The 19,336-nt window shown below is 73.5% G+C and carries 20 protein-coding genes and 1 tRNA gene; 6 read left to right on the top strand and 15 right to left on the bottom strand.

The window, feature by feature from the left end; all coding sequences use genetic code 11:
- Positions 1-79: 79 nt before the first annotated feature.
- The 4 genes from ACL02O_RS02340 to ACL02O_RS02325 form a co-directional block, all read right to left on the bottom strand.
- The gene (locus ACL02O_RS02340) at positions 80-562 is read right to left on the bottom strand and encodes a GNAT family N-acetyltransferase (protein WP_412816240.1); all 483 of its coding nucleotides are present in this window, start codon (positions 560-562) and stop codon (positions 80-82) included.
- Between the two features lie 224 nt (positions 563-786).
- Positions 787-2,271, bottom strand: coding sequence for an NCS2 family permease (locus tag ACL02O_RS02335; protein WP_412816239.1), 1,485 nt, complete (start codon positions 2,269-2,271; stop codon positions 787-789).
- Between the two features lie 238 nt (positions 2,272-2,509).
- The gene (locus tag ACL02O_RS02330; RefSeq protein WP_412816238.1) at positions 2,510-3,229 is read right to left on the bottom strand and encodes a Stf0 family sulfotransferase; all 720 of its coding nucleotides are present in this window, start codon (positions 3,227-3,229) and stop codon (positions 2,510-2,512) included.
- Between the two features lie 54 nt (positions 3,230-3,283).
- Entirely contained in the window at positions 3,284-4,555 is a 1,272-nt protein-coding gene (locus tag ACL02O_RS02325) for an MFS transporter (RefSeq protein WP_412816237.1), read from the bottom strand.
- A gap of 212 nt (positions 4,556-4,767) precedes the next feature.
- Between ACL02O_RS02325 and ACL02O_RS02320 the strand changes: the two genes are divergently transcribed.
- Positions 4,768-5,439 (top strand): HAD family hydrolase, encoded by a 672-nt coding sequence (locus tag ACL02O_RS02320; RefSeq protein WP_412816236.1) that lies wholly within the window; start codon positions 4,768-4,770, stop codon positions 5,437-5,439.
- A gap of 18 nt (positions 5,440-5,457) precedes the next feature.
- Here the strand turns inward: ACL02O_RS02320 and ACL02O_RS02315 are convergent, their stop codons facing one another.
- The gene (locus ACL02O_RS02315) at positions 5,458-6,366 is read right to left on the bottom strand and encodes an aminoglycoside phosphotransferase family protein (RefSeq protein ID WP_412816235.1); all 909 of its coding nucleotides are present in this window, start codon (positions 6,364-6,366) and stop codon (positions 5,458-5,460) included.
- 111 nt (positions 6,367-6,477) lie between these two features.
- Between ACL02O_RS02315 and ACL02O_RS02310 the strand changes: the two genes are divergently transcribed.
- Entirely contained in the window at positions 6,478-7,785 is a 1,308-nt protein-coding gene (locus ACL02O_RS02310) for an MFS transporter (RefSeq protein ID WP_412816234.1), read from the top strand.
- A gap of 5 nt (positions 7,786-7,790) precedes the next feature.
- Entirely contained in the window at positions 7,791-8,669 is an 879-nt protein-coding gene (locus ACL02O_RS02305) for a hypothetical protein (RefSeq protein WP_412816233.1), read from the top strand.
- A gap of 81 nt (positions 8,670-8,750) precedes the next feature.
- On the opposite strand, the gene ACL02O_RS02300 is transcribed toward ACL02O_RS02305, so the two are convergent.
- The 3 genes from ACL02O_RS02300 to ACL02O_RS02290 all read right to left on the bottom strand — a co-directional run bounded on the left by ACL02O_RS02300 (position 8,751) and on the right by ACL02O_RS02290 (position 11,018).
- Positions 8,751-9,458 carry a M23 family metallopeptidase gene (locus ACL02O_RS02300; protein WP_412816232.1) on the bottom strand — a complete coding sequence of 236 codons (708 nt, stop codon included), beginning with the start codon at positions 9,456-9,458 and terminating at the stop codon, positions 8,751-8,753.
- Between the two features lie 181 nt (positions 9,459-9,639).
- A complete protein-coding gene (locus ACL02O_RS02295; protein ID WP_412816231.1) occupies positions 9,640-10,434 on the bottom strand; it encodes an HAD family hydrolase in 795 nt (264 codons plus the stop codon).
- Between the two features lie 56 nt (positions 10,435-10,490).
- Entirely contained in the window at positions 10,491-11,018 is a 528-nt protein-coding gene (locus ACL02O_RS02290; RefSeq protein ID WP_412816230.1) for a dihydrofolate reductase family protein, read from the bottom strand.
- A 250-nt stretch (positions 11,019-11,268) separates the two neighbouring features.
- Here ACL02O_RS02290 and ACL02O_RS02285 point away from each other — a divergent pair, with 250 nt between their 5' ends.
- On the top strand, positions 11,269-11,400 hold the full coding sequence (locus ACL02O_RS02285; protein ID WP_412816229.1) for a hypothetical protein: 132 nt from the start codon (positions 11,269-11,271) through the stop codon (positions 11,398-11,400).
- Positions 11,401-11,516: 116 nt separating this feature from the next.
- The gene (locus ACL02O_RS02280) at positions 11,517-11,987 is read left to right on the top strand and encodes a hypothetical protein (protein ID WP_412816228.1); all 471 of its coding nucleotides are present in this window, start codon (positions 11,517-11,519) and stop codon (positions 11,985-11,987) included.
- An 18-nt stretch (positions 11,988-12,005) separates the two neighbouring features.
- Here ACL02O_RS02280 and ACL02O_RS02275 read toward each other — a convergent pair whose 3' ends face one another.
- The 6 genes from ACL02O_RS02275 to ACL02O_RS02250 form a co-directional block, all read right to left on the bottom strand.
- Entirely contained in the window at positions 12,006-12,443 is a 438-nt protein-coding gene (locus tag ACL02O_RS02275) for a hypothetical protein (protein ID WP_412816227.1), read from the bottom strand.
- A gap of 247 nt (positions 12,444-12,690) precedes the next feature.
- A tRNA-Val gene (locus ACL02O_RS02270) sits at positions 12,691-12,762 on the bottom strand.
- Positions 12,763-12,843: 81 nt separating this feature from the next.
- The gene (locus ACL02O_RS02265) at positions 12,844-13,311 is read right to left on the bottom strand and encodes a peroxiredoxin (RefSeq protein WP_412816226.1); all 468 of its coding nucleotides are present in this window, start codon (positions 13,309-13,311) and stop codon (positions 12,844-12,846) included.
- 70 nt (positions 13,312-13,381) lie between these two features.
- On the bottom strand, positions 13,382-13,819 hold the full coding sequence (locus tag ACL02O_RS02260; protein WP_393184674.1) for a DUF3052 domain-containing protein: 438 nt from the start codon (positions 13,817-13,819) through the stop codon (positions 13,382-13,384).
- A 110-nt stretch (positions 13,820-13,929) separates the two neighbouring features.
- Entirely contained in the window at positions 13,930-16,425 is a 2,496-nt protein-coding gene (locus ACL02O_RS02255) for a transketolase C-terminal domain-containing protein (protein ID WP_412816271.1), read from the bottom strand.
- A gap of 210 nt (positions 16,426-16,635) precedes the next feature.
- A complete protein-coding gene (locus tag ACL02O_RS02250; protein WP_412816225.1) occupies positions 16,636-17,115 on the bottom strand; it encodes a MarR family winged helix-turn-helix transcriptional regulator in 480 nt (159 codons plus the stop codon).
- Between the two features lie 82 nt (positions 17,116-17,197).
- Between ACL02O_RS02250 and ACL02O_RS02245 the strand changes: the two genes are divergently transcribed.
- The gene (locus ACL02O_RS02245; protein ID WP_412816224.1) at positions 17,198-17,779 is read left to right on the top strand and encodes an NADPH-dependent FMN reductase; all 582 of its coding nucleotides are present in this window, start codon (positions 17,198-17,200) and stop codon (positions 17,777-17,779) included.
- 30 nt (positions 17,780-17,809) lie between these two features.
- Here the strand turns inward: ACL02O_RS02245 and ACL02O_RS02240 are convergent, their stop codons facing one another.
- Positions 17,810-19,237, bottom strand: a complete 1,428-nt coding sequence (locus ACL02O_RS02240) for an MFS transporter (RefSeq protein WP_412816223.1) — start codon at positions 19,235-19,237, stop codon at positions 17,810-17,812.
- Between the last annotated feature and the right edge of the window lie 99 nt (positions 19,238-19,336).

The following is a 19,336-nucleotide window of genomic DNA, read 5'->3' as shown; positions in this document are numbered from 1 at the left end:
GGCCGGGAAGCCGCGACCGGACCGGCTGCGGGGGCGCCCGTTGCCGCCGGGGCCACGACGGACGCCCCCGAATCCGGTGTTACTCGGCCACGTACCGGTGCAGCGGCCCCTCGTCGGAGGCCACCGTCCCGTCCCGGCGCAGGCCGGCCTTTTCCAGCACGCGAACGGACGGCACGTTGGCCGGATCCACGGTGGCGTACACCCGCGTCACCCCGGGCAGGGTGAGCGCGAACGCGACGAGCGCGCGGGCGGCCTCGGTGGTGTAGCCCCGGCGGCGCCGGGACGGCGCCACGCCGTAGCCGAACTCGACCGAACCGTCGGTGGGCGGCCACTTCAACCCGATCGCGCCGACGGTCAGGCCGGTCTCCCGTTCGATCATCAGGCGGTGTCCGTGCGGCACGTCGGGCCGGCGGGCGATCAGACCGGCGATCACGCGGTCGCCGTCGGCGGGATAGTCCGCGGCCCAGTGCGGCCGCCGCTCACCGGCGACGACGGCGGCGGCCTCCTCGGCCGGCCAGGGGCGCAGCACCAGACGGTCGGTGGTCAGGTCATCGAAGAACAACGCGATTTCTCCAAGGTCGTGGAGCGACCCGGGTCGCGATGAAGGTCAGGAGGCGCGACCCGGAAAAGGGCATGGGAAAGGAAGCTCATGGCGGTCCATGGCCTCATCTCCCCTGCGCCCACGACGGTCGCGTGTCCGCGCGGCGGCACTCTAACCCATGATCCGGATACGCCGCGCCCCCGCTGCCTCGGGCCGGGGGCAGCGGGGGCGCGGCGGGCGACCGGTCAGCTGACGCCGGTGACGGCCTTGACCAGGTTGATGCCGAAGTAGATCACGAACGCGACGGCGACCGCCCACATCAGCGGGTGGATCTGGCGGGCCTTGCCCTGCGCCACCCGGATGGCGACCCAGCTGACGAAGCCGGCGCCGATGCCGTTGGTGATCGAGTAGGTGAACGGCATCAGCGTCATGGTCAGGAAGGCCGGCACCGCGACGCCCAGGTCGGTGAAGTCGATGTCCTTGACCTGGCGGATCATCAGCGCACCGACGACCACCAGAGCCGGGCCGGCGGCCTCGCTGGGCACCAGCGACACCAGCGGGGTGAGCAGCAGCGCGCCGAGGAAGAGCACGCCGGTGACCACGCTGGTCAGACCGGTACGCCCACCGTCCGCGATGCCCGACGAGGACTCGATGTACGTGGTGGCCGAGGAGGCGTTGCCCGCGCCACCGGCGACCGCGGCGACACCGTCGACGAAGAGCACCTTGCCCAGGCGCGGCATGTCGGTGCCGTCCTCGGTGGCCAGGTTGGCCTGCTTGGCCAGGCCGACGGTGGTGCCCATGACGTCGAAGAAGTCGGCGAGCACCAGGGTGAACACCAGCAGCAGCGCGGTCATCACCCCGACGTGGGCGAACGCGCCGAACGACACGTTGCCGATCAGGTGCAGGTCGGGCGCCTTGACCAGCGGGTCCGGCAGGGTCGGCACGTTGAGCCGCCACCCGTCCGGGTTCGGCTTGCCGTCGGCCGTGAAGGCCCCGCCGGGCTTGGCGAACGCGTTGACGAGCACCGCGATGACCGTGGTGGCCACGATGCCGATCAGGATGCCGGCCTTGACCTTGCGGGCGACCAGGATGCCGGTGACCAGCAGGCCGACCACGAAGACGACCGTGGGCCAGCCGTGCAGGGTGCCGTTGTTGCCCGAGCCGAGCTGCAGCGGCACACCGGTGCTGGACCGGACGAAGCCGCCGTCGACGAAGCCGATCAGCGCGATGAACAGGCCGATGCCGGCGGCGATGGCCGCCTTCAGCTCCGCCGGGATGGCCCGGAAGACGGCCGTCCGGAAGCCGGTCAGCACCAGCACCGTGATGATCAGACCTTCGATCACCACGAGGCCCATCGCCTCGGCCCAGGTCATCTGGGAAGCGACCGCGTACGCGACGAAGGCGTTCAGGCCCAGGCCGGTCGCCACGCCGAACGGCACCCGGCCGACGACGCCCATCATGATCGTCATCAGCGCCGCGATCAGCGCGGTGACCCCGGCGACGGCCGGGATGCCGAGCAGGTTGCCGTCGGCGTCCGGGGCGGTGCCGATGATCAGCGGGTTGAGCACGACGATGTACGCCATCGTCGCGAACGTGGTGAGCCCGGCCAGCACCTCGCGCCGGACCGTCGAGCCCCGGCGGGTGATCTCGAAATAGCGGTCGAGGCGGCCACGCGGGGCGGGTTCCGCGCGCTCTACCGGGGCAGCAGGATCCTGCGTAGTCACGCTCATGGCGTGGACTTACTCCGTTCCGGGTTGGCCCGCCGGACGCGCCGGCCGGGCGGTGGGGTGCAGCCGATCCGATTCGGTTGGCCCGGAGAACGTCGGACCGGCTGGGCTTCACGGATCCCGCGAAGCGCTACGAAGCCGCGCCCGGTTCGGGGCACGACTTCGCAGCGCCAACCTTAAACCGCCGGGTAACGCCGGATGACCTGCCCCTACAGGTCGCGCGGGGAGAGCGTGGGCAAGGTCACGTCCGAGGCCGGTGGCGGGCGATCCATTCGGCGTTGAGCGCGTCGGCCTGGCGCCGGTGCCGGGGGCGGACCGCCACCCCGGGCGGCAGGGCGAGGTCGAGGGCGTCGAGGATCCCGAGGGTCACCCCGGTCGGGTCGGCGGCCAGGTCCTCGTAGCGCACCCGGTGCGGGGTGATCCGGTACGCGGTGAACCACTCGTCCCAGGCGGCCTGGTGCGCCTCGATGGTCCGGAGCAGCTCGTCCACGCCGCCCGGGTCGTACCGGGGTGCCCGGCCGGTCGCGCCCGCGTCGCCGACGTACCAGACGCCGGTCTGCTCGGCGCGCAGCCAGGACACCGCCTGGGCCAGCACGTCGTCGCGGCGCAGGTGCACGAAGGCGGTCCGGCCGAAGGCGCGGCGCAGCAGCGCGTCGTCCGCGCCGGCCAGCTCCGGGTGCCCGCCGGCGAGGCCCTCGACCACCCGGTCGAGGGTCCCCCACATCAGCTTCGCCCCGAACACCCCGTTGCCGGTACGGCCGGCCGCGAGCGCCGCCCCGACGTAGTCGTCGTAGCTCCAGTCGGCGGCCAGCCCCCAACGGGTGGCCCAGCTCGCCTCGTCCGGCACCCGGAAGTACGCCTCCGGCCGGCCGGCGACCCCGGTGGACGCGAGCAGGCCGCACAGCAGCGAACTGCCGGTCCGCGGCGTGGCACAGATGAAGTACGCGTCGATGTCGGCCATCCGCCGAGCCAATCCGCCGACGGGCCGGCCGGCAACCGAATACCGTCGCCGGCGTCACTCCCGCCCGGCGGGCTCCGGCACCGGTTGCGGCTCCGCGTCGGGATGCCGGGCGGTGCGCACCGGCGACAGCACCGCGACCGTGGCGGCGACCGCCATGCCGGCGACCGCGACCCCGATCGTCGCCCGGTAGCCGAGGTGTTTGGCGAGCAGCCCGCCGAGCGGGCCGCCGATCGTCAGCATGCCCCAGTTCAGCGAACGGATGGTGGCGTTCATCCGGCCCTGGAGGCGGTCCGGGGTGACGGCCTGCCGGTAGCCCATCTCGTTCGGCCCGCTGACCCCCAGCGCGCACCAGATGACCACCTGCGCCGCGCCGACCATGAGCCAGCCGGCCGCGCCGGTCAGGGCGAGCGCCGCCAGGGTCCAGCCCACCGGCTCGACCAGCCGTTCCAGCAGGATGGCCCGGCCCGCGCCCCACCGACCGACCCGGTGCGACAGCGCGTTGCCGACCACCGCGCCGACGCCGCCGAGGGCCAGCACCACACCGAGCCCGAAGGCCGCCCGCCGCTCGTTCAGGCCGGGGTCGAGTCCGCGTACGACGAGGAGGGTGAACCCGGTGGTGGCCATGCTGGCGCAGAGGAAGCGGGCGTGCAGGGTGAGCGCGTACGGCGCGAGCACCGGGTGTCGGTACACCCAGGACAGTCCCTCCCGCAGCTCGTGCCCGAGGTGGCGGCGGGCCGGCGCCGGGGCCGGCTCCGGCCGGCGGATCGTCGCCAGCAGCAGCCCGGAGAACAGGTAGGAGACCGCGTCGACGAGCAGCGCCACCGGCGCGCCGAACGCCGTCACCAGCGAGCCGCCGAGGAACGGGCCGGTGGTCTGGGCCAGCGAGGCGCTCTGCTCCAGCCGCGCGTTGGCCCGGGTCAGGGCGGCGGGCGGAACGAGCCGGGGCAGGTAGGACTGGTGGGCGGCGTCGTGCAGCAGCGACAGCGCCCCGAGGGCGGCGACCAGGACCAGCAGCAGCGGCACCCGCAGCGCGCCGAGCAGCGCGAGCGCCGCGGTCACGGTCAGCAACCCGGCGCGGGCCAGGTCGGTGGTGATCAGGATCGGCCGCCGCCGGTAGCGGTCGGCCACCACCCCGGCCAGCAGGCCGAAGAGGAGGTACGGCGTCCAGCGCGCCCCGGTGACCAGGCCCACCTCGGCGTCGCTGGCGTCCAGCATGACGATCGCCAGGATCGGCAGCGCCACGGTCGTCAGGTACGTCCCGAACGTGGAGACGGTGTCGGCGAACCAGAACCGCGCGTACCCGGGGTGGGCGGACAACCGCGTCATGATCGCGACGGTAGTGCGCCCCAGCCTCCCCCGCTGCCCCCGCTCGCGACGCCCGGCGAAAACCGGCGCAGGACGGTGGAGGTGCGGGTGGTGGTCCCGGTGAACACCCTGACCGCCGCGGCGGGATCGATCTCCGTTGCCACGCTCCACCGGGTTGTAGGGGCGGCTCGACGGGGTGGCCGAGGCACCCGACCTCTGATACTTGTTGCGGCATGGACGAGCTGCGCGCGGCCGTGTTCGACTGGCGGGGCACCCTGGTGACGACCCTGCCGCCGCTGGAGTGGGTCCGCGTCGCGCTGGAGCGGCTCGGGCGGGACAGCCGGCCGGAGGCCGTGTCGGCGGTCCGGGCGGCGGTCGCCGTGGCGGCCGGAGACCCGGACCGGCTGGACGCCCCCGGCGTGGACTGCGACGCCCTGGTCCACCGGAACACCTACCACGGCGTCTTCGCCGACGCCGGTCTCGACGCCGCACTGGCCGACGCGCTCTACGCCGTGGAGTCCGATCCCGCGTACAACCCGTTCGCCGTCGACGCGGTCCCGGTGCTGCGGGCCGTCGCCGGTCACGGGTTGCGCATCGCGGTCGTCAGCGACATCCACTTCGACCTGCGGCCGGTCTTCGCCGCCGCGGGCCTGGCCGGGGTCGTCGACGTGTTCGTGCTGTCCTACGAGCACGGGGTGCAGAAACCCGATCCGCGGATCTTCCGGCTGGCGCTCGACCGGCTCGACACCGAGCCCGCCCGGACGCTGATGGTCGGGGACCGGAGCGGCCCCGACGGCGGCGCGCTCGACCTGGGGATGCCCACGCTGCTCCTGCCGCCCCTGACCGACGTACGGCAGCAGCGGCTCGGTCTGGTGGCCCGGACGCTGGGTGTCGCCGCCGGCTGAGCGGCGGTCCCCCGGCGCCTACCGCGGGCCGGCGGCCGTCTGGATGGCCCGCAGCCGGGACCGGCACTCGCGGACGAAGGCGGGGTACGTGTCCCGGTAGTACGACACCCCGCTGACGCCGACCGCGACCGCCCACGCCCGGGCGCGGAGCCAGGTCACCTCGTCGAGTCCCACGGCGTCCCAGTAGGCCCGCCGCGCTTCGGGCGGCAGATCCCAGACGGTGGCGTGCTCGGCGTCGGGGAAGCCGATCGACAGGCCCCCGAAGTCGATGACGGCGTGCAGCCTGCCGTCGCGTACCAGCAGGTTGGTGGGTTTGAGATCGCCGTGCAGCCACACCTGCCGGCCGGCCGGCTCCGGCAACGCGAGCGCCTCCCGCCACAGCTCCCGCAGGAGCCCGACGTCGAGGTCGAGGCCCGGCATCGTGCGGCAGTCGTCGAAGCAGCCGCTGATCCACCGGTCGCAGGCGCGCATGCTGCCCCCGCGGTACCAGCTGAGCTCGTCGCGCCGGACGGCACCCATCAGGTCGAGGGCGTGCAGGCTCCGCACGGTCTCGGCGAGGTCAGCGCCGAAGGCGGACCAGTCGGTGACGGTCGCGGGGCCGGCCTCGTCGCCGTCGATCCAGCGGTACACCGACCAGGCGAGCGGGTACGCGGCGCCCGGGATCCCGATGTGGACCGGCTCCGGGACGCGACGGGGCAGATGCGGCGCCAGCCGCGGCAGCCACGTCTGTTCCTTCCGCACGGCTCGCGCCTTGTCGGCGGTACGGGGCAGGCGCACGAGCCACTCGTCGCCGAGCCGGTACATGGTGTTGTCCGTACCGGCGCCGGCGGGCGTGACGGGCAGGTCGGCCCACTCCGGTCGCTGTTCCCGCAGCAGGGACCGGACGACCGTCTCGTCCGCCCGAACCTCGTTCTCATGCAGCGTCACGGGTCGCAGCCTTGCGGCCCGGGCGTCGCCGGCGCCAGCGATTTCCGCTCGAAATTCTGCCCGCCGCCGATTTCGTTGCTGTGTACGGCCCGCATCGGCTCAGGTGGGAGCATGCCGACCGACACGGTGACGCCCCGGTTCCCACGCTCCTCGCCCTACTGGCCGGTGGTCAGCCACCCGCTGCTGCGCCGTGTCCTGCCCGGGCTGGCGGTGTCCGCCCTGGGCGACGGCATGGCGCTGATCGCGGTGACCTGGCTGGCGCTGCAACTCGCACCCGAGGGGCAGCGCGGGACGTGGACCGCGCTCGCGGTCGCGGCGTACACCCTGCCCAGCGCGGCCGGCACCGTCGTCTTCGGCCGGCTTCTGGCCGATCGCGGCGGCGCCCAGCTCGCCGGCTGGGACGCAATCCTGCGGGCCGCCGCGCTCGCGGCGATCCCCGTCGCCCACCTGGCCGGGTTGCTCGGCATCGGGCTGTACGTGACGCTGCTCGCGCTGTCCTCGCTGCTGCACTCCTGGGGTTCCGCGGGGCGCTTCACCCTGCTCGCCGAACTGCTGCCGCAACGGCACCACCTGCCGGCGAACGGGGTCGTCGCCATCTTCTCCCAGGCCGCCACCATCGTCGGGCCGCCGCTGGCCGGCATCCTCATCGGCTGGGTGGGCCCGGTGTGGGTCATCGCGATCGACGCGCTCACCTTCGCCGTCCTGGCGCTGACCTACCGCCTGGCGATCCCGGCAACCGGCCGCACCGGCCCGACGGAGCCGACCTCTTCCAGCACCGCCGGCTTCGCCCTCATCCGCCGCGACCGGTCCCTGCTCGGCCTGCTGGTCCTGACCTTCATTTTCTTCTTCCTCTTCGGCCCGTTCTACGTGGCCATGCCGGTCCACGTCGTGGCGGATCTGCACGGGTCCGCCACGACACTGGGCAGCTACTACACCGCCTTCGGCGTCGGCGCCCTCGGTGGTGGCCTGGCGACCGCCCATCTGCGCCGCTGGTCGCTGTGGCCCACCACGGTCGGCATCGTGACCGGGTTCGGCGTCGCCATGCTGCCGCTCGGCCTGAACGCGCCGGTCGGCGTGTCACTGCCGGCCTTCGCCCTCGCCGGCCTCATCTGGGCGCCGTACCGGTCGACCTCGATGGCGCTGTTCCAGCGCCGCACCACCGTCGCGCTGCTTCCCCGGGTGCTGGCCGCCAACGGCGCGGTCACCGTGCTGGCGGTGCCGCTGGGCACCATGCTCGGCGGTCCCCTGACCACCGCCCTCGGCGCCCACCGGACGCTGCTGCTGTGCGCCGTGGCGACCGTCGTCCTCGGCATCGTCGCCGCCGGGCTCACCATCCGGCCCGGCCGACCGCCCGTACGCGAAGACGGCCCGCCGCCGGACGCCTCGGCCGGCAGGGCACACAGCCGGCGGGCACACTGACAGCCGTGAGCGGACAACTCTCCGACCTGGCAGCCGCGGTCGCCGCCCGGACACGGGAGTTCGGCCCCGACCACCCGGAGACGCTCTCCGCGCGGCACGAACTCGCGTTGGCCTACTTCCACGTCGGCATCGGCGCCGGCGAGGCTCGACTGTCCGACGCGATCGACACCCTGGAGCGGGTCGCGGCGGACCGGGCCCGCGTCCTCGGCACGGCGCATCCCGACACCCTGGCGACGTGGGGCAGTCTCAGCCTCCTCTACGGTCAGGCCCGGCGCGACGACGAGATCCCCGCGTTGCGCGAGCGGATCGCCGCCGGCTGGGCGGAGGTCGTGGCCGACCGCGAGCGGCGACTCGGGCCCGACGAACCCGACACGCAGTTCGCCCGGATCCGGCTCGCCTCCGCGTACGGCGACCTCGGCCGCGAACCGGACCGGGTCGCCCTGCTGGAGCGGGTCATCGCGTCGTGGGGACGGCTCGCGGCCGAACGTGAGCGCCGGCTCGGCCCGGTGCATCCCGACACCGTCGACGCCCGGGAGCGTCACGCGTACTGCCACCGGTGGGTCGGCCGGGCCGACGAGGAGATGTCCCTCGTCGAACGGATCGCCGCCGACCACGAGCGCCTGCTGGGCCCGGCCCATCCCCGCACGCTGCACGCCCAGGTGCAGCTCGCCGCCCGGTACTGGGAAGGCGACCACGACACCCCGCGGTCGATCGCCCTGGCCGAACGCCTCATCGGAGACGTGCACGCCGTGCTCGGCGCCGACCACGACGACCTGCGCCACCTGCGCGCGGTGCTGATGCTGGGGTACGCGACTACCGGCCGCCAGGGCGACGCCCTCGCCGTCGCCGCCCGCTACCCGATGGCGGACGACCCGGCCGAGTGAGCTGGCAGGGCGGGACCGACCCGTCCGCTCGTCGTCGCGGCCCGTCCGGCGTCCCTGCCGGCCGGGCGGGAGGGTGACCGGTCAGCCCGGGGCGGCCACCGCTTCGACGATGTCACCGCTGTCCGGTACGCCGCGTCGCACCAGCTCGCCACCGCCGTCGCGGCGGCGGACGCGGTAGTCGCGGAAGATGATCGGCACGCCGGTGGCCGCGAACGGGTCGGCGTCGTCCATGACCTGAAGGTGCACGTGGGGTTGGGTCGAGTTCCCCGAGTTGCCGCACCGGCCCAGCGGTCGCCCGACGGCCACCGTGTCGCCCGGCCGCACCGCCACCGTGCCGCGCCGCAGGTGCGCCACCACCAGGTACGGCCCGCCGTCGCCCAGGTCGAGGATCACGTGGTTGCCCGCCAGCCCGCGCGCACCCTGCCGGGCCCTCGACGCCTGCGTCACCGCGTACGGGATGCGGGCCAGCGGCGAACGCCGGGCCACCAGGTCCGGCTCGCCGTCGTGGGCCGACACGACCCGGCCGGCGGCGGGTGCGACGACCGGCTGGTCGAAGGCGTAGAACCGGTCCACCGGTTCGACCGACAGGATGGTCCGCCAGTCGCGTACGGGTGCCGTGCGGCCGTCCCGGACGGCGACGAAGTCGATGGCGTGGCTCGCGCCGAAGGCGTGGGTGCCGTGACTCGGCACGCGGCGGGCCGGACTGTTCTCGACGTTCCACGTCCCCTGGAACGGCAGCCGCAACACCACGGGTTGCGCCGCGCCGGACCGGGCAGCGGTGTCACTCATCAGCACCCCCCGAACTCCCGCGTGGGTCGGCCGGCCCGGCCACCGGACCGGATCCCACGTCGCTACGGACCTGGCCCAGAATGCCTGGCCCGGTCAACTCGCGTCACGGCCGCGACCGTCTCGACGCCTGCCGGTGTGTCCGCTGGCATCCGGCGCGAGCGCCGGAGCGGCTGGGGCGGTGCTAGGCGAAGACTTCCTCCAGGACCTGGGCGACGCCGTCCTCGTCATTGCCGGCCGCGTGGTGGGCCGTCGCCGCGAGCACCGAGCTGTGTGCGTTCGCGACGGCGTACCCGGTGCCCGCCCAGGCGAGCATGGGTAGATCGTTGGGAGCGTCGCCGAACGCGATCACCTCGGTCGGATCGACCTGCCAGTCCCGACAGAGGGTGGCGAGGGCCGCGGCTTTGGAGACGCCGGGCGCAGCGATCTCCAGCGGCGCGCGCTCGGCGGACCAGGTGCATTCGACGAGCCGGCCGAGTCCGGGACGCAGACGCGCCCAGGCGGCATCCGGGTTGCGTTCCGGCAACCAGACCATGAGCTTGACCAGTGGACCGGTGAGAAGTTCCGCATGCGTGGCCACCGGCACCCGGTCGTTGTCCAGCGTCGGGCGGTAGCGGTAACCCGGCTCGAAGAGCACCCGGTGGCCGGTCTCGACGGCGAAGCCCGTGCCCGGCAGCAGCCGCGAGATCTCGGCCATCACGTGCCGGGTCACGTCCTGCGGCAGCGGGTGGGTGATCAGAATCTTGTGGCTGCCGACTTCGTAGCGGACCGCGCCGTTGCCACAGACCGCGATGTCGATGAGCTCCTCGGACCCGAAGAGCTCATCGATGACGCGGGCCGGGCGGGCGGTCGCCGCCACCACGCGCACGCCGGCCGCTCGCGCCCTCCGCAGCGCCCGGCGGGTGCGGTCGGAGAGCGTCGAGTCGCTGCGCAGCAGGGTGCCGTCGAGGTCCGTGGCGATGACGCGAGGAGTGACCACCGGGCCATCCCACCACAGCCGCCGTGCACTGCCGGGCGCCGGCCCGCCGGTACGGTTCAGTGGACGACGCGGTACCAGTGCGCCGTCTCGCCGGGAATCGGCGCCAACCGCACCTCGGTGCCGCCCGGGTCGTCGAACATGCGGACCCCGCCGCCGAGCAGCACCGGGGCGAAGAAGATGAGGATCTCGTCGAGCAGCCCGGCCCGGATGCACTGCTTGGCGACGTCCGCGCCGAGGATGTTCACGTACCTGTCGCCGGCGGCCTCCCTGGCCTGCGCGACGGCGCCGTGCAGGTCACCGACGAACGTGACGCCCGGGTCGGGCTCGGCCGGTGGCCGGTGGGTGAGCACGAACACCGGTCCCTGGTACTGGCCACCGAACGCGCCCTCCTTGTCGGTGCCGCGGTTCGGGTCGTCGCCGCCGAAGGTGCGGTTGCCGACCAGGATCGCGCCGATGTCGGCCAGCAGGCGCTCCGCCGTCGGGTTCTCGGCCTCGAGGTGCTCGGTCAGCCAGGACATGTCGCCGCCCGGGCCGGCGATGTAGCCGTCGAGCGACGCCGTCGCCGAGTACAGCAGCTTGGCCATGGATCTCCCTCCGTCGGTGGTCAGTCTGGTGGACCGCCGGTGGCCGGAAAAGCCAGCGACACACCTTGGGGCGCAACGTCACGCCCCAAGCTACGGCGCATGGCAGCCGATCGACTCGTCGAGCGCGGAGGTACGCGGGCGCTGGTGGAACGGGTCATGGGGTCGCATGGCCCGGCGGGATATCTGGCTGCTCTCCGACCGCCGTATCTGGCGAGTCCGTGGCCGCATCGGTGGTAACGAAGGGCAATAGGTGACCTACGACTTCCCGGACGAAGCATCCGCCCGCTCGATGGTCGACCGGATGATGAAGACCTCGGCTGGCACCTGGCGCAACCTCACAGAGGCGCTCCGGCAGGAGTCCAACCGCCGGCAGACTCACTAGCCAGGCCGGTCGCCGGCCTGCTCAAAGCTGATCGTCTCGGTCGGGACGTGGGAGCGTGCCGCTGACCGGTAGACGGCGAGGTCTCCGGTCTTGATCGGGTTGACTACCCTGCGGCCGTGGAGCTCCAGTGGTGGCTCATGTCCATGACACTGCGGTACATAAGATGGATCATGGGTATGGTCGGCGTGGGCTTGATCGCGCTTGCCGTGCTGTGGATGGCTCCGCCTGCGCGCCTGATGGATGAGTACCGGGCAGCGCACGGCATCTCGGGCGTTGTGCACGTCGACAGCTGTAGCGACAGCAGGGATCTCGGTCTCCGAACGACCGCCAGGCGCTGGTTCTGCACCGGCTCGTTTATCGGCGACGACGGAACCCGCATTCCGTCCGTGGAGCTTGCTGTTGACCGGCGCGATGCGCCGACAGACGAATGGGCCAGGGTGGCGTCGGCGGACGCTACACACGCCTACGCCCCCGGCAATCCCTACGACGGCGAGGTCATCATGGGTGTCGTCGTTGTGGCCTTCGGTGGCCTGTTGCTCTACTGGGCGTTCGGCGGGAAACTCTGGCGCCGGGACGGCGCCTGGTGACCAACGCTGGGCCTGCGCTCAACGGCAGGTGTCCGGTCGGACGTGCACACCGCACCACGGCGGCAGGTCGGCTGCCCACACCCGCCAGCCGCCGGCGTCTCGCCGAGTCTCAAACCGCCATGGATGAGCTGTGCCGCTGAAGTTGATCTGTTCCTTCCACCAGGTCGGGCTGACCTGGGCAGTCACCGTCGCGCGGTAGTTGCCCTGGCCCTCGACGTCAATCGGTCTGACCGTCTGCAGCTTCGACGGGACATTGCCGCGTTTCATCTCGCTGCGGTACTGACGCCACTGCCGCAGCAGCTCGTCGTGGCGCTTGGCGGCCAGCACTCGCGGGAGGCCGATCTCCTCTCCACTGCTCATCTGGAGCAGGTACACGCTGACCGCTGCGTCCGGCGTCGCCTCACCCCGATCAGCCTCCGCTTGCTTGCGAACCGCCCACGACAGAGGCACCACCACCAACCCGCTACACAGCACGGCTAGGAGCGACAAAACCACCCACGGCCAATGACGACGTGACCGAACCAACCGCCTGCCTGCTGCCGCCCGGCGACCCGGTAGCAGTGGCACCTCCCCCACATTGATGTCACCGGAAGCTGGGCGAGGCGTTCGAACTGAACAACCGATGTCAGAGTTGGATGTCAGGCACTTCGCCCGGCCCGGTAAGTAACTCGGGTGCGGGTGGATTTGCCTGTTCAGGTAAGGGTGGGCGCGGCAGGTTTCGAACCTGCGACCCCTCGCTTGTAAGGCGAGTGCTCTCCCACTGAGCTACGCGCCCGGAACGCCCGTACGGCGGGCCGGAGGCTGGCAAGCTTACCTGCCGGCCTCCGGCCCGGTCGAACGGCGTGCCTGGGTGGGATCAGGCGGCGACGGCCTCGGTCAGGGCCTTCCGCCAACCCTGCTGGTCCCGGGCCTCCCCCGGCATGTTCATCTCGGCGAAGCGGACCACGCCGGCCTTGTCGATCACGAACGTGCCCCGGTTGGCGATGCCCGCGACGTCGTTGAAGACGCCGTACGCCTGGGCCACCGCGCCGTGCGGCCAGAAGTCGGCCAGCAGCGGGAACTGGTAGCCCTCCCGGTCCGCCCAGATCTTGTGGGCGTAGACCGAGTCGACGCTCACGGTCAGCACCTGGACGTCGTCGTTGACGTACTCGTTGAGGTTGTCCCGGACCTCGCAGAGCTCGCCCTGGCAGATGCCGGTGAAGGCGAGCGGGTAGAACACCAGCAGCACGGTACGCCGGCCGCGGAAGTCGGAGAGCCGGACCTCCTGGTTGTTCTGGTCCTTGAGCACGAAGTCGGGCGCCTCGGCGCCAACCTCGATGGGCATGCGTACTCCTCGGGTCGGATCTGGAGATGATCAGCGTGCCACACCCGGCGACGGTGGCCGCCGGGTGCGGTTACTTCTTGCTCTTGGACCCGCGCCGCAGCACGAGGCGGGCGCCGCTCCAGTCGCGACCCGCGTTGATCGTGGAGGTCTGCTGGAGGCCGGCGGTCTGCGCGCTCTCCGCGACCTCGCTCGGCTCGACGTGCCCGTCCCGGCCCGCCTTCGGGGTCAGGAGCCAGACCACGCCGGCGTCGGCCAACGGCCCGAGGGCGTCGACGAGGAGCTCGAAGAGGTCACCGTCGCCGTCGCGGTACCACACCAGAACCGCGTCGACCACCTCGTCGGTGTCCTCGTCGACCAGTTCTCCACAGCGGTCGGTCAGGGCGTCCCGGAGATCCTGGTCGACGTCCTCGTCGTACCCCATCTCCATGACGACCATCCCCGGCTCGATCCCGAACCGGTCCGCCAGACTGCGTACCCCGTCGGCGGCCTGACCAGCGGTCGCGCTCACTGTCGCGTGCCTCCTCATCTCATCCCTGCTCGCGGCGTCGTCCGACGCCGTCGGCCAAGTCCACACAGTTGCGGCCCCCCGCGCAAGTGGCGCACCGGGTGGAACGGAATTTACCGTGCCAGCAGCGTACGGGCACCCTGGGTAATGGCTTCCGCAGAGACCAGAACCTGACGCGCCGCCGGACCTAATGGTACAAACGAGTCAAGTCCGGCTACCCGGCGCGCCGCGCCGACGTATCCGGCGTCCACCAGCGCGGCGATCACCCCCTCGCCCACCCCGCCCGAGCGGCGGGTCTCGTCGACCACCAGCACCCGACCGGTGGCCGAGGCCTCCCGGATGATGTCCGCCACCGGCAGCGGCGCGATCCAGCGCAGGTCCACCACCCGGGTGCCGATCCCCTCGTCGGCGAGGGTGGCCGCCGCCCGCAGGGACATGCGCACGCCGTTGCCGAACGTGATGATTGTGACGTCCTCGGCGGAGCCGACCCCGTACACCCGGGCCCGGCCGACCGGCACGTGACCAGCGCCCCAGGCCCCCCGCGGGGCGTACTCGGCCAGCCACTCGCCGTCACCCTCGGTGTAGAGGTCGCGGGTGTGATAGAGCGCGATCGGCTCCACGAAGACCGAGACCGTGCCGTCCACCGCCGCCGCGGCCAGGCAGGTACGCAGCATGGGCGCGGCGTCATCCGGCCGCGCCGGCACCGCGATCACCAGCCCCGGCACGTCCCGCAGCACGGCCAGGGAGTTGTCGTTGTGGAAGTGGCCGCCGAACCCCTCCTGGTAGGCCAGCCCGGCGACCCGGACCACCATCGGGTTGCGGAACGCCCCCTGTGAGAAGAACCGCATGGTGGCGGCCTCCCCCCGCAGCTGGTCCTCCGCGTTGTGCAGGTACGCCAGGTACTGGATCTCCGGCACCGGCAGCATCCCGGCCACCCCGGCCCCCAGCGCGAGCCCGAGGACCGAGGTCTCGTCGAGCAGCGTGTCGAAGACCCGGGCCGCGCCGAACTTGTCCCGCAGCCCCTTGGTCACCCCGTACACCCCGCCCTTGGCGGCGACGTCCTCGCCGAAGACGGCCATCCCCGGGTGGTCCAGCATGCCGTCGGCGAGCGCCGCGTTGATGCTCTGCGCCAGGGTGAGCGGACCGGCCGACTCCGGCGGCCGGCCGCCGAACGCCGCGGCCCGGGCGCCCGCGCCGGGTCCGGCCGCCCGGTCCGCCGCGTCGGCCACCGACCGGGAGACCCGGACCGGCCGGCGCGGGGCCAGCTCGGCCACCACCTCGGCCGGGGACGCCAGCTTCGGCTCGTCGAGCACCTCCTCGGCGATCCGGCGGATCTGCCAGCCCCGCTCGTCGTACCGGGCGAGCAGCTCCTCGCCGCCGGCGAAGCCCGCCTCGACCAGGGTCCGCGCGGTGGCCAGCAGCGGGTCCCGTGCGGCGTCCGCGGCCAGCTCGGCCGGGCTGCGGTACGCGGTCTCGGCGTCCGCCCCGGCGTGCCCCATCAGCCGTACGGTGCGCAGGTGCAGCACGGCGGGCCGCCGCTGCCGGCGCACCCAGGCCGCCGCCTCCGCCGCCACCCGGTACGCCTTCACCGGGTCGGTGCCGTCGGCGGCGAAGTAGCGGATCCCCGGCTTGGCGCGCAGGGTCGCCTCGACCCACCCCTGCGGCGAGCGGACGCTGATCCCCAGCCCGTTGTCCTCGCAGACGAAGAGAACCGGGATGCGCAGCCCACTGTGGTCGTACCAGCCGGCGGTGTTGAACGCGGCGGTGGCGGTGGCGTGGTTGACCGAGGCGTCGCCGAACGAGCAGACCACGATGGCGTCCGGCGGCCACGGAGCTCCGACGGTGGTCTCCCCGTCGACCTGCCCGACCTGCCGGCCGTTGCCGACCCGGCGCAGCCGTTCCAGCGCGAGCCCCATGCCGACCGCCCGGGGCAGGTGGGAGGCGATGGTGGAGGTGGTCGGGATGACGGCCAGGTCGGCCCGGCCGAACACCTTGTGCCGGCCCCCGGCGATCGGTTCCCGTGCCGAGGCGACCATGCCGCGCAGCACGTCCCGGGCCGCCTCCGCGTACGCGTCGTCGGGGTCGGGTGCGGGCAGCGGCGGCGCGTCGACGGTGGCCTCGCCCGCGGTGTCGACCACCACGGCGGCACCGAGCGGGAGGCTCGCCGCGTCGGCGGCGTCCAGGGCGGGCCGGGCCGTCACCGCGTCCGGGCCGGCGTCCTCGTGGCCGTTCGGGTCGGAGACGTCCGGCGCGGCGGTGCGGGGCTCCGGGATCCGCGGCCCGGGGGTGGGGTCGTCCCCCCCGCCGGCCGGCAGCCCGGCCCCGGCGCCGTCCCCGCCCGGGCCGTCCTGGGCCGCGGTCGTCCGGTCCGGGCCCGGGCCGGCATCGGTGGCCGGGTCCGGGGCGCCGGCCGGGACGCCACCGGCCGCCTGGGCGGCCCGCAGGCAGTAGAAGGCCCCGGAGCGGTAGTGCAGCAGGGCCGGGTCGGTGGGCCGCAGCGCGGCGGCCAGCGCGGCGTTGCCCTCGTGGCCCGCCGAGCCGATGGTGTAGTAGCCCTCGCCGAAGCCGCGCAGCCAGCGCCCGGCCAGGTCCAGCAGCCGGCTGGTCAGCTGGGCGTCGAAGAGGGCAAGCGCCTGCGCGCCGGTCAGCGGCGCGTCCTCGGACAGCGGCTCACCCAGGTCGCGCCGCTGGGCGGGGGCGCCGAGCTCGCCCAGGGCCGCCCGGAACCGGTCGTCGAGATCTTGCGGGGTGGTCACGTCGGACAGCATTACCGACGAGGGCCCGCGTCGCCCACTCGGACACGTTCCGCCCGAGGTTGCTCACTCCTCCCCGCACTGCTCCGGACAGCCGCCGTCGGAGACCTTCCAGACCAGCTCACGCAGGCGGGCGAGCTCCGCGGCGCCGAGCCCGTCGAGGAGTCGGGAGTCCGACATGACCTGGTGCACGCGGTCGCGCACCCGCCGGCCGGCGTCGGTCACCACGAGCGTCTTCTGCCGCCGGTCGGCCGGGTCGACCCGCCGCTCCACCAGTCCGGCCTGCTCCAGCTTGTCGACCAGGGCGGTGACGTTGGACCGGTCGCAGCCCAGCTGTTCGGCGAGGTCCCGGGCCGGCAGCGGCCGGTCCGGGTCGAGTTCGTGCAGGGCGCGGGCGGCCGCCGGGGTGAGCCCCAGCTCGGCGATCCCCACGTCCTGGTAGTGCCGCAGGGCGGCGGCGATGTGCATGATCCGGCGCACCGTGTCGCCCGCCAGGTCGGAGCGGTCACCCCGGTCTGGGGCGGTGGGGAGGTTCGAGTGCGCCATAACTCACATCCTACTTGCAACTCAATAGTTGAGCAGCTCTACTGTTTAGCAGCTCACCGAATACCGATCCGAGGAGACGACCGTGCCCGACTTTTCCGTTCTCGCCATCTCCGGCAGCCTGCGCGACGCCTCGTTCAACACCGCGCTGATCCGCGCCGCGCAGCGCCTGGCGCCGGAGGGCATGACCATCGAGCAGTACTCCGACCTCGGCGCGATCCCGCCCTTCAACGAGGACGTCGAACCGGAGCCCCCGGCCGCCGTGGTGGACCTGCGGGAGCGCATCGCCGCAGCGGACGCCCTGCTGATCGCCACCCCGGAGTACAACTACGGGGTCCCGGGCGTGCTCAAGAACGCTCTCGACTGGGCGTCCCGCCCCAGCTTCCCGATCACCTCGTGGGTGTCGCCGCTCGCGCACAAGCCGATCGCCATCGTCGGCGCCGCCCCGACCGGCATGGGCACGGTCCGCGCCCAGCTCCAGCTCCGGCAGCTCTTCCTCTGGACCGATTCGGCCGTGGTCACCAAGCCCGAGATCATCGTGACCAACGCCCACGAGAAGCTCGCCCTGGACGGCACCGTCAAGGACGAGACCACCGAGGCCCTGCTCCGCACCCTCCTCGACGCCCTGACCACCAAGATCCGCGTCAGCCAGCTCGCCGCCGCCTGACCCCCCGCCCCGCCCCGCCGGTCATCCCGGTCACCGCTCCGCCACCTCGGCCGGCCGGGCGACGACGTCCCGGTCCGCGCGGGCCGGGGCGGGGCGGAGGGCGCGGTGGGCGGCCAGGGCACCGGCGACCAGGAGGGCGGCGGTGAGGGCGGCCGGGGCCTGCGGGCGGTCCGGCAGCGCCAGGTGCAGGCCGCCGATCACGGTCACCCCCAGGACCGCGGCGAGCAGGGTGCCGGTGGAGACCAGAGCGGAGAGCGCGGCCGCGGAGGCGACCGGCACGATGCCGGTGAGCCGGCCGACCAGCGGGCTGAACGAGGCCGCGTGCGCCGCGCCGCCGATCAGCAACAGCGCGCTGCCGGCCGGCCACGGCCAGCCCTGCCGGGACACCCCGGCCAGCACCGTCACCACCACCGCCGCCAGCAGCAGCGGCCCGACCACCGGCAGCGCGCCCCGGATCCGCTCCGGCAGGCGCGGCACCGCCAGCCCGCACAGGGCGAAACCCGAGGCGTACGGAAGGAAGGCCAGTCCCGCGGCGAGGGGGGTGAAGCCCAGCCCGTCCTGCAGGCGCAGGGTGAGCACGAAGAGGAACCCGGCGTAGCAGCCCATCACCACGCAGCACGCCGCCAGCCCGGCCGCCACCCCCGGGAGGCGCAGCACCGCCACGTCGAGCAGCGGATCCCGGCCGCGCCGGGCGCGGCCGGCCTCGTACCCGCCGAAGAGCCGGAGCCCGACGGCGCCGGCGGCGACCGCGGCGACCTGGGTCCAGCCGGGCCAGCCCAGGTCCCGGCCGAACACCAGGGGCACCACCAGGGTCAGCATCGCGGCCGACAGCAGCAGCACCCCCGGGGTGTCCAGGCCCTCCCGGGACGGCGGGACCGCCGGCGGCCCGGCCAGCGCGCGGCGGGCGACGAACCACAACACCAGCCCGACCGGCACGTTGACCAGGAAAGCGGTCCGCCAGCTCAGGCCGCCGAGGTCGAGGGTGACCAGCAGTCCGCCGGCCACCTGGCCGGCGGCCACCCCGAGCGCGAGCACCATCGAGTACGCCCCGATCGCCCGGTTGCGCGCCGCGCCGCCGAAGTGTGCCTGGATCAGTGACAGCACCTGCGGCACCATCAGCGCCCCGGTGGCCCCCTGCACCGCCCGGGCGAGCACCAGGGCGACCGGCCCGGTCGCCAGCCCGCAGGCCAGCGACGCCAGGGTGAAACCGGCCAGGCCGAGCCGAAACACCCGGGCGTACCCGTGCCGGGCGCCGAGCCGCGCGCCGGTCACCACGAGCACGGCGAAGGTCAGGGTGTAGCCGGCGAGCACGAGCTGCTGCACGGCCGGCGGTCCGGCCAGGTCGGCCCGGATCGCGGGCGCCGCGACGGCCGCGATGGAGGTGTCCATTGAGGCCATCGCCTGCCCCGCGAGCAGGACGGTCAGCAGGGCGGTGTTCCGCCGCGTCGAGTGGGTCACGGCCGCCACCCTGCCGGCCGCCCCAACCCCTCGTCTTGTCGATCCTTGCGGCGCGGGCCCGACCGGCGTCGCGGCCCGGTCCTGTCACCCGGGCGGCCT

The sequence above is a fragment of the Micromonospora mangrovicola genome (genome assembly GCF_047200535.1).
In the GTDB taxonomy this organism is placed as follows: domain Bacteria; phylum Actinomycetota; class Actinomycetes; order Mycobacteriales; family Micromonosporaceae; genus Micromonospora.
The sequence above is the reverse complement of the archived record's forward strand: the minus strand, read 5'-3'. Positions and strand labels throughout refer to the sequence as shown.

Bases quoted from the DNA above. Each gene is read 5' to 3' on its own strand.
- ACL02O_RS02300 (WP_412816232.1), bottom strand. From the start codon at position 9,458: ATGAGTGACACCGCTGCCCGGTCCGGCGCGGCGCAACCCGTGGTGTTG.
- ACL02O_RS02320 (WP_412816236.1), top strand. From the start codon at position 4,768: ATGGACGAGCTGCGCGCGGCCGTGTTCGACTGGCGGGGCACCCTGGTG.
- ACL02O_RS02250 (WP_412816225.1), bottom strand. From the start codon at position 17,115: ATGGCGCACTCGAACCTCCCCACCGCCCCAGACCGGGGTGACCGCTCC.
- ACL02O_RS02330 (WP_412816238.1), bottom strand. From the start codon at position 3,229: ATGGCCGACATCGACGCGTACTTCATCTGTGCCACGCCGCGGACCGGC.
- ACL02O_RS02310 (WP_412816234.1), top strand. From the start codon at position 6,478: ATGCCGACCGACACGGTGACGCCCCGGTTCCCACGCTCCTCGCCCTAC.
- ACL02O_RS02335 (WP_412816239.1), bottom strand. From the start codon at position 2,271: ATGAGCGTGACTACGCAGGATCCTGCTGCCCCGGTAGAGCGCGCGGAA.
- ACL02O_RS02265 (WP_412816226.1), bottom strand. From the start codon at position 13,311: ATGCCCATCGAGGTTGGCGCCGAGGCGCCCGACTTCGTGCTCAAGGAC.
- ACL02O_RS02325 (WP_412816237.1), bottom strand. From the start codon at position 4,555: ATGACGCGGTTGTCCGCCCACCCCGGGTACGCGCGGTTCTGGTTCGCC.
- ACL02O_RS02290 (WP_412816230.1), bottom strand. From the start codon at position 11,018: ATGGCCAAGCTGCTGTACTCGGCGACGGCGTCGCTCGACGGCTACATC.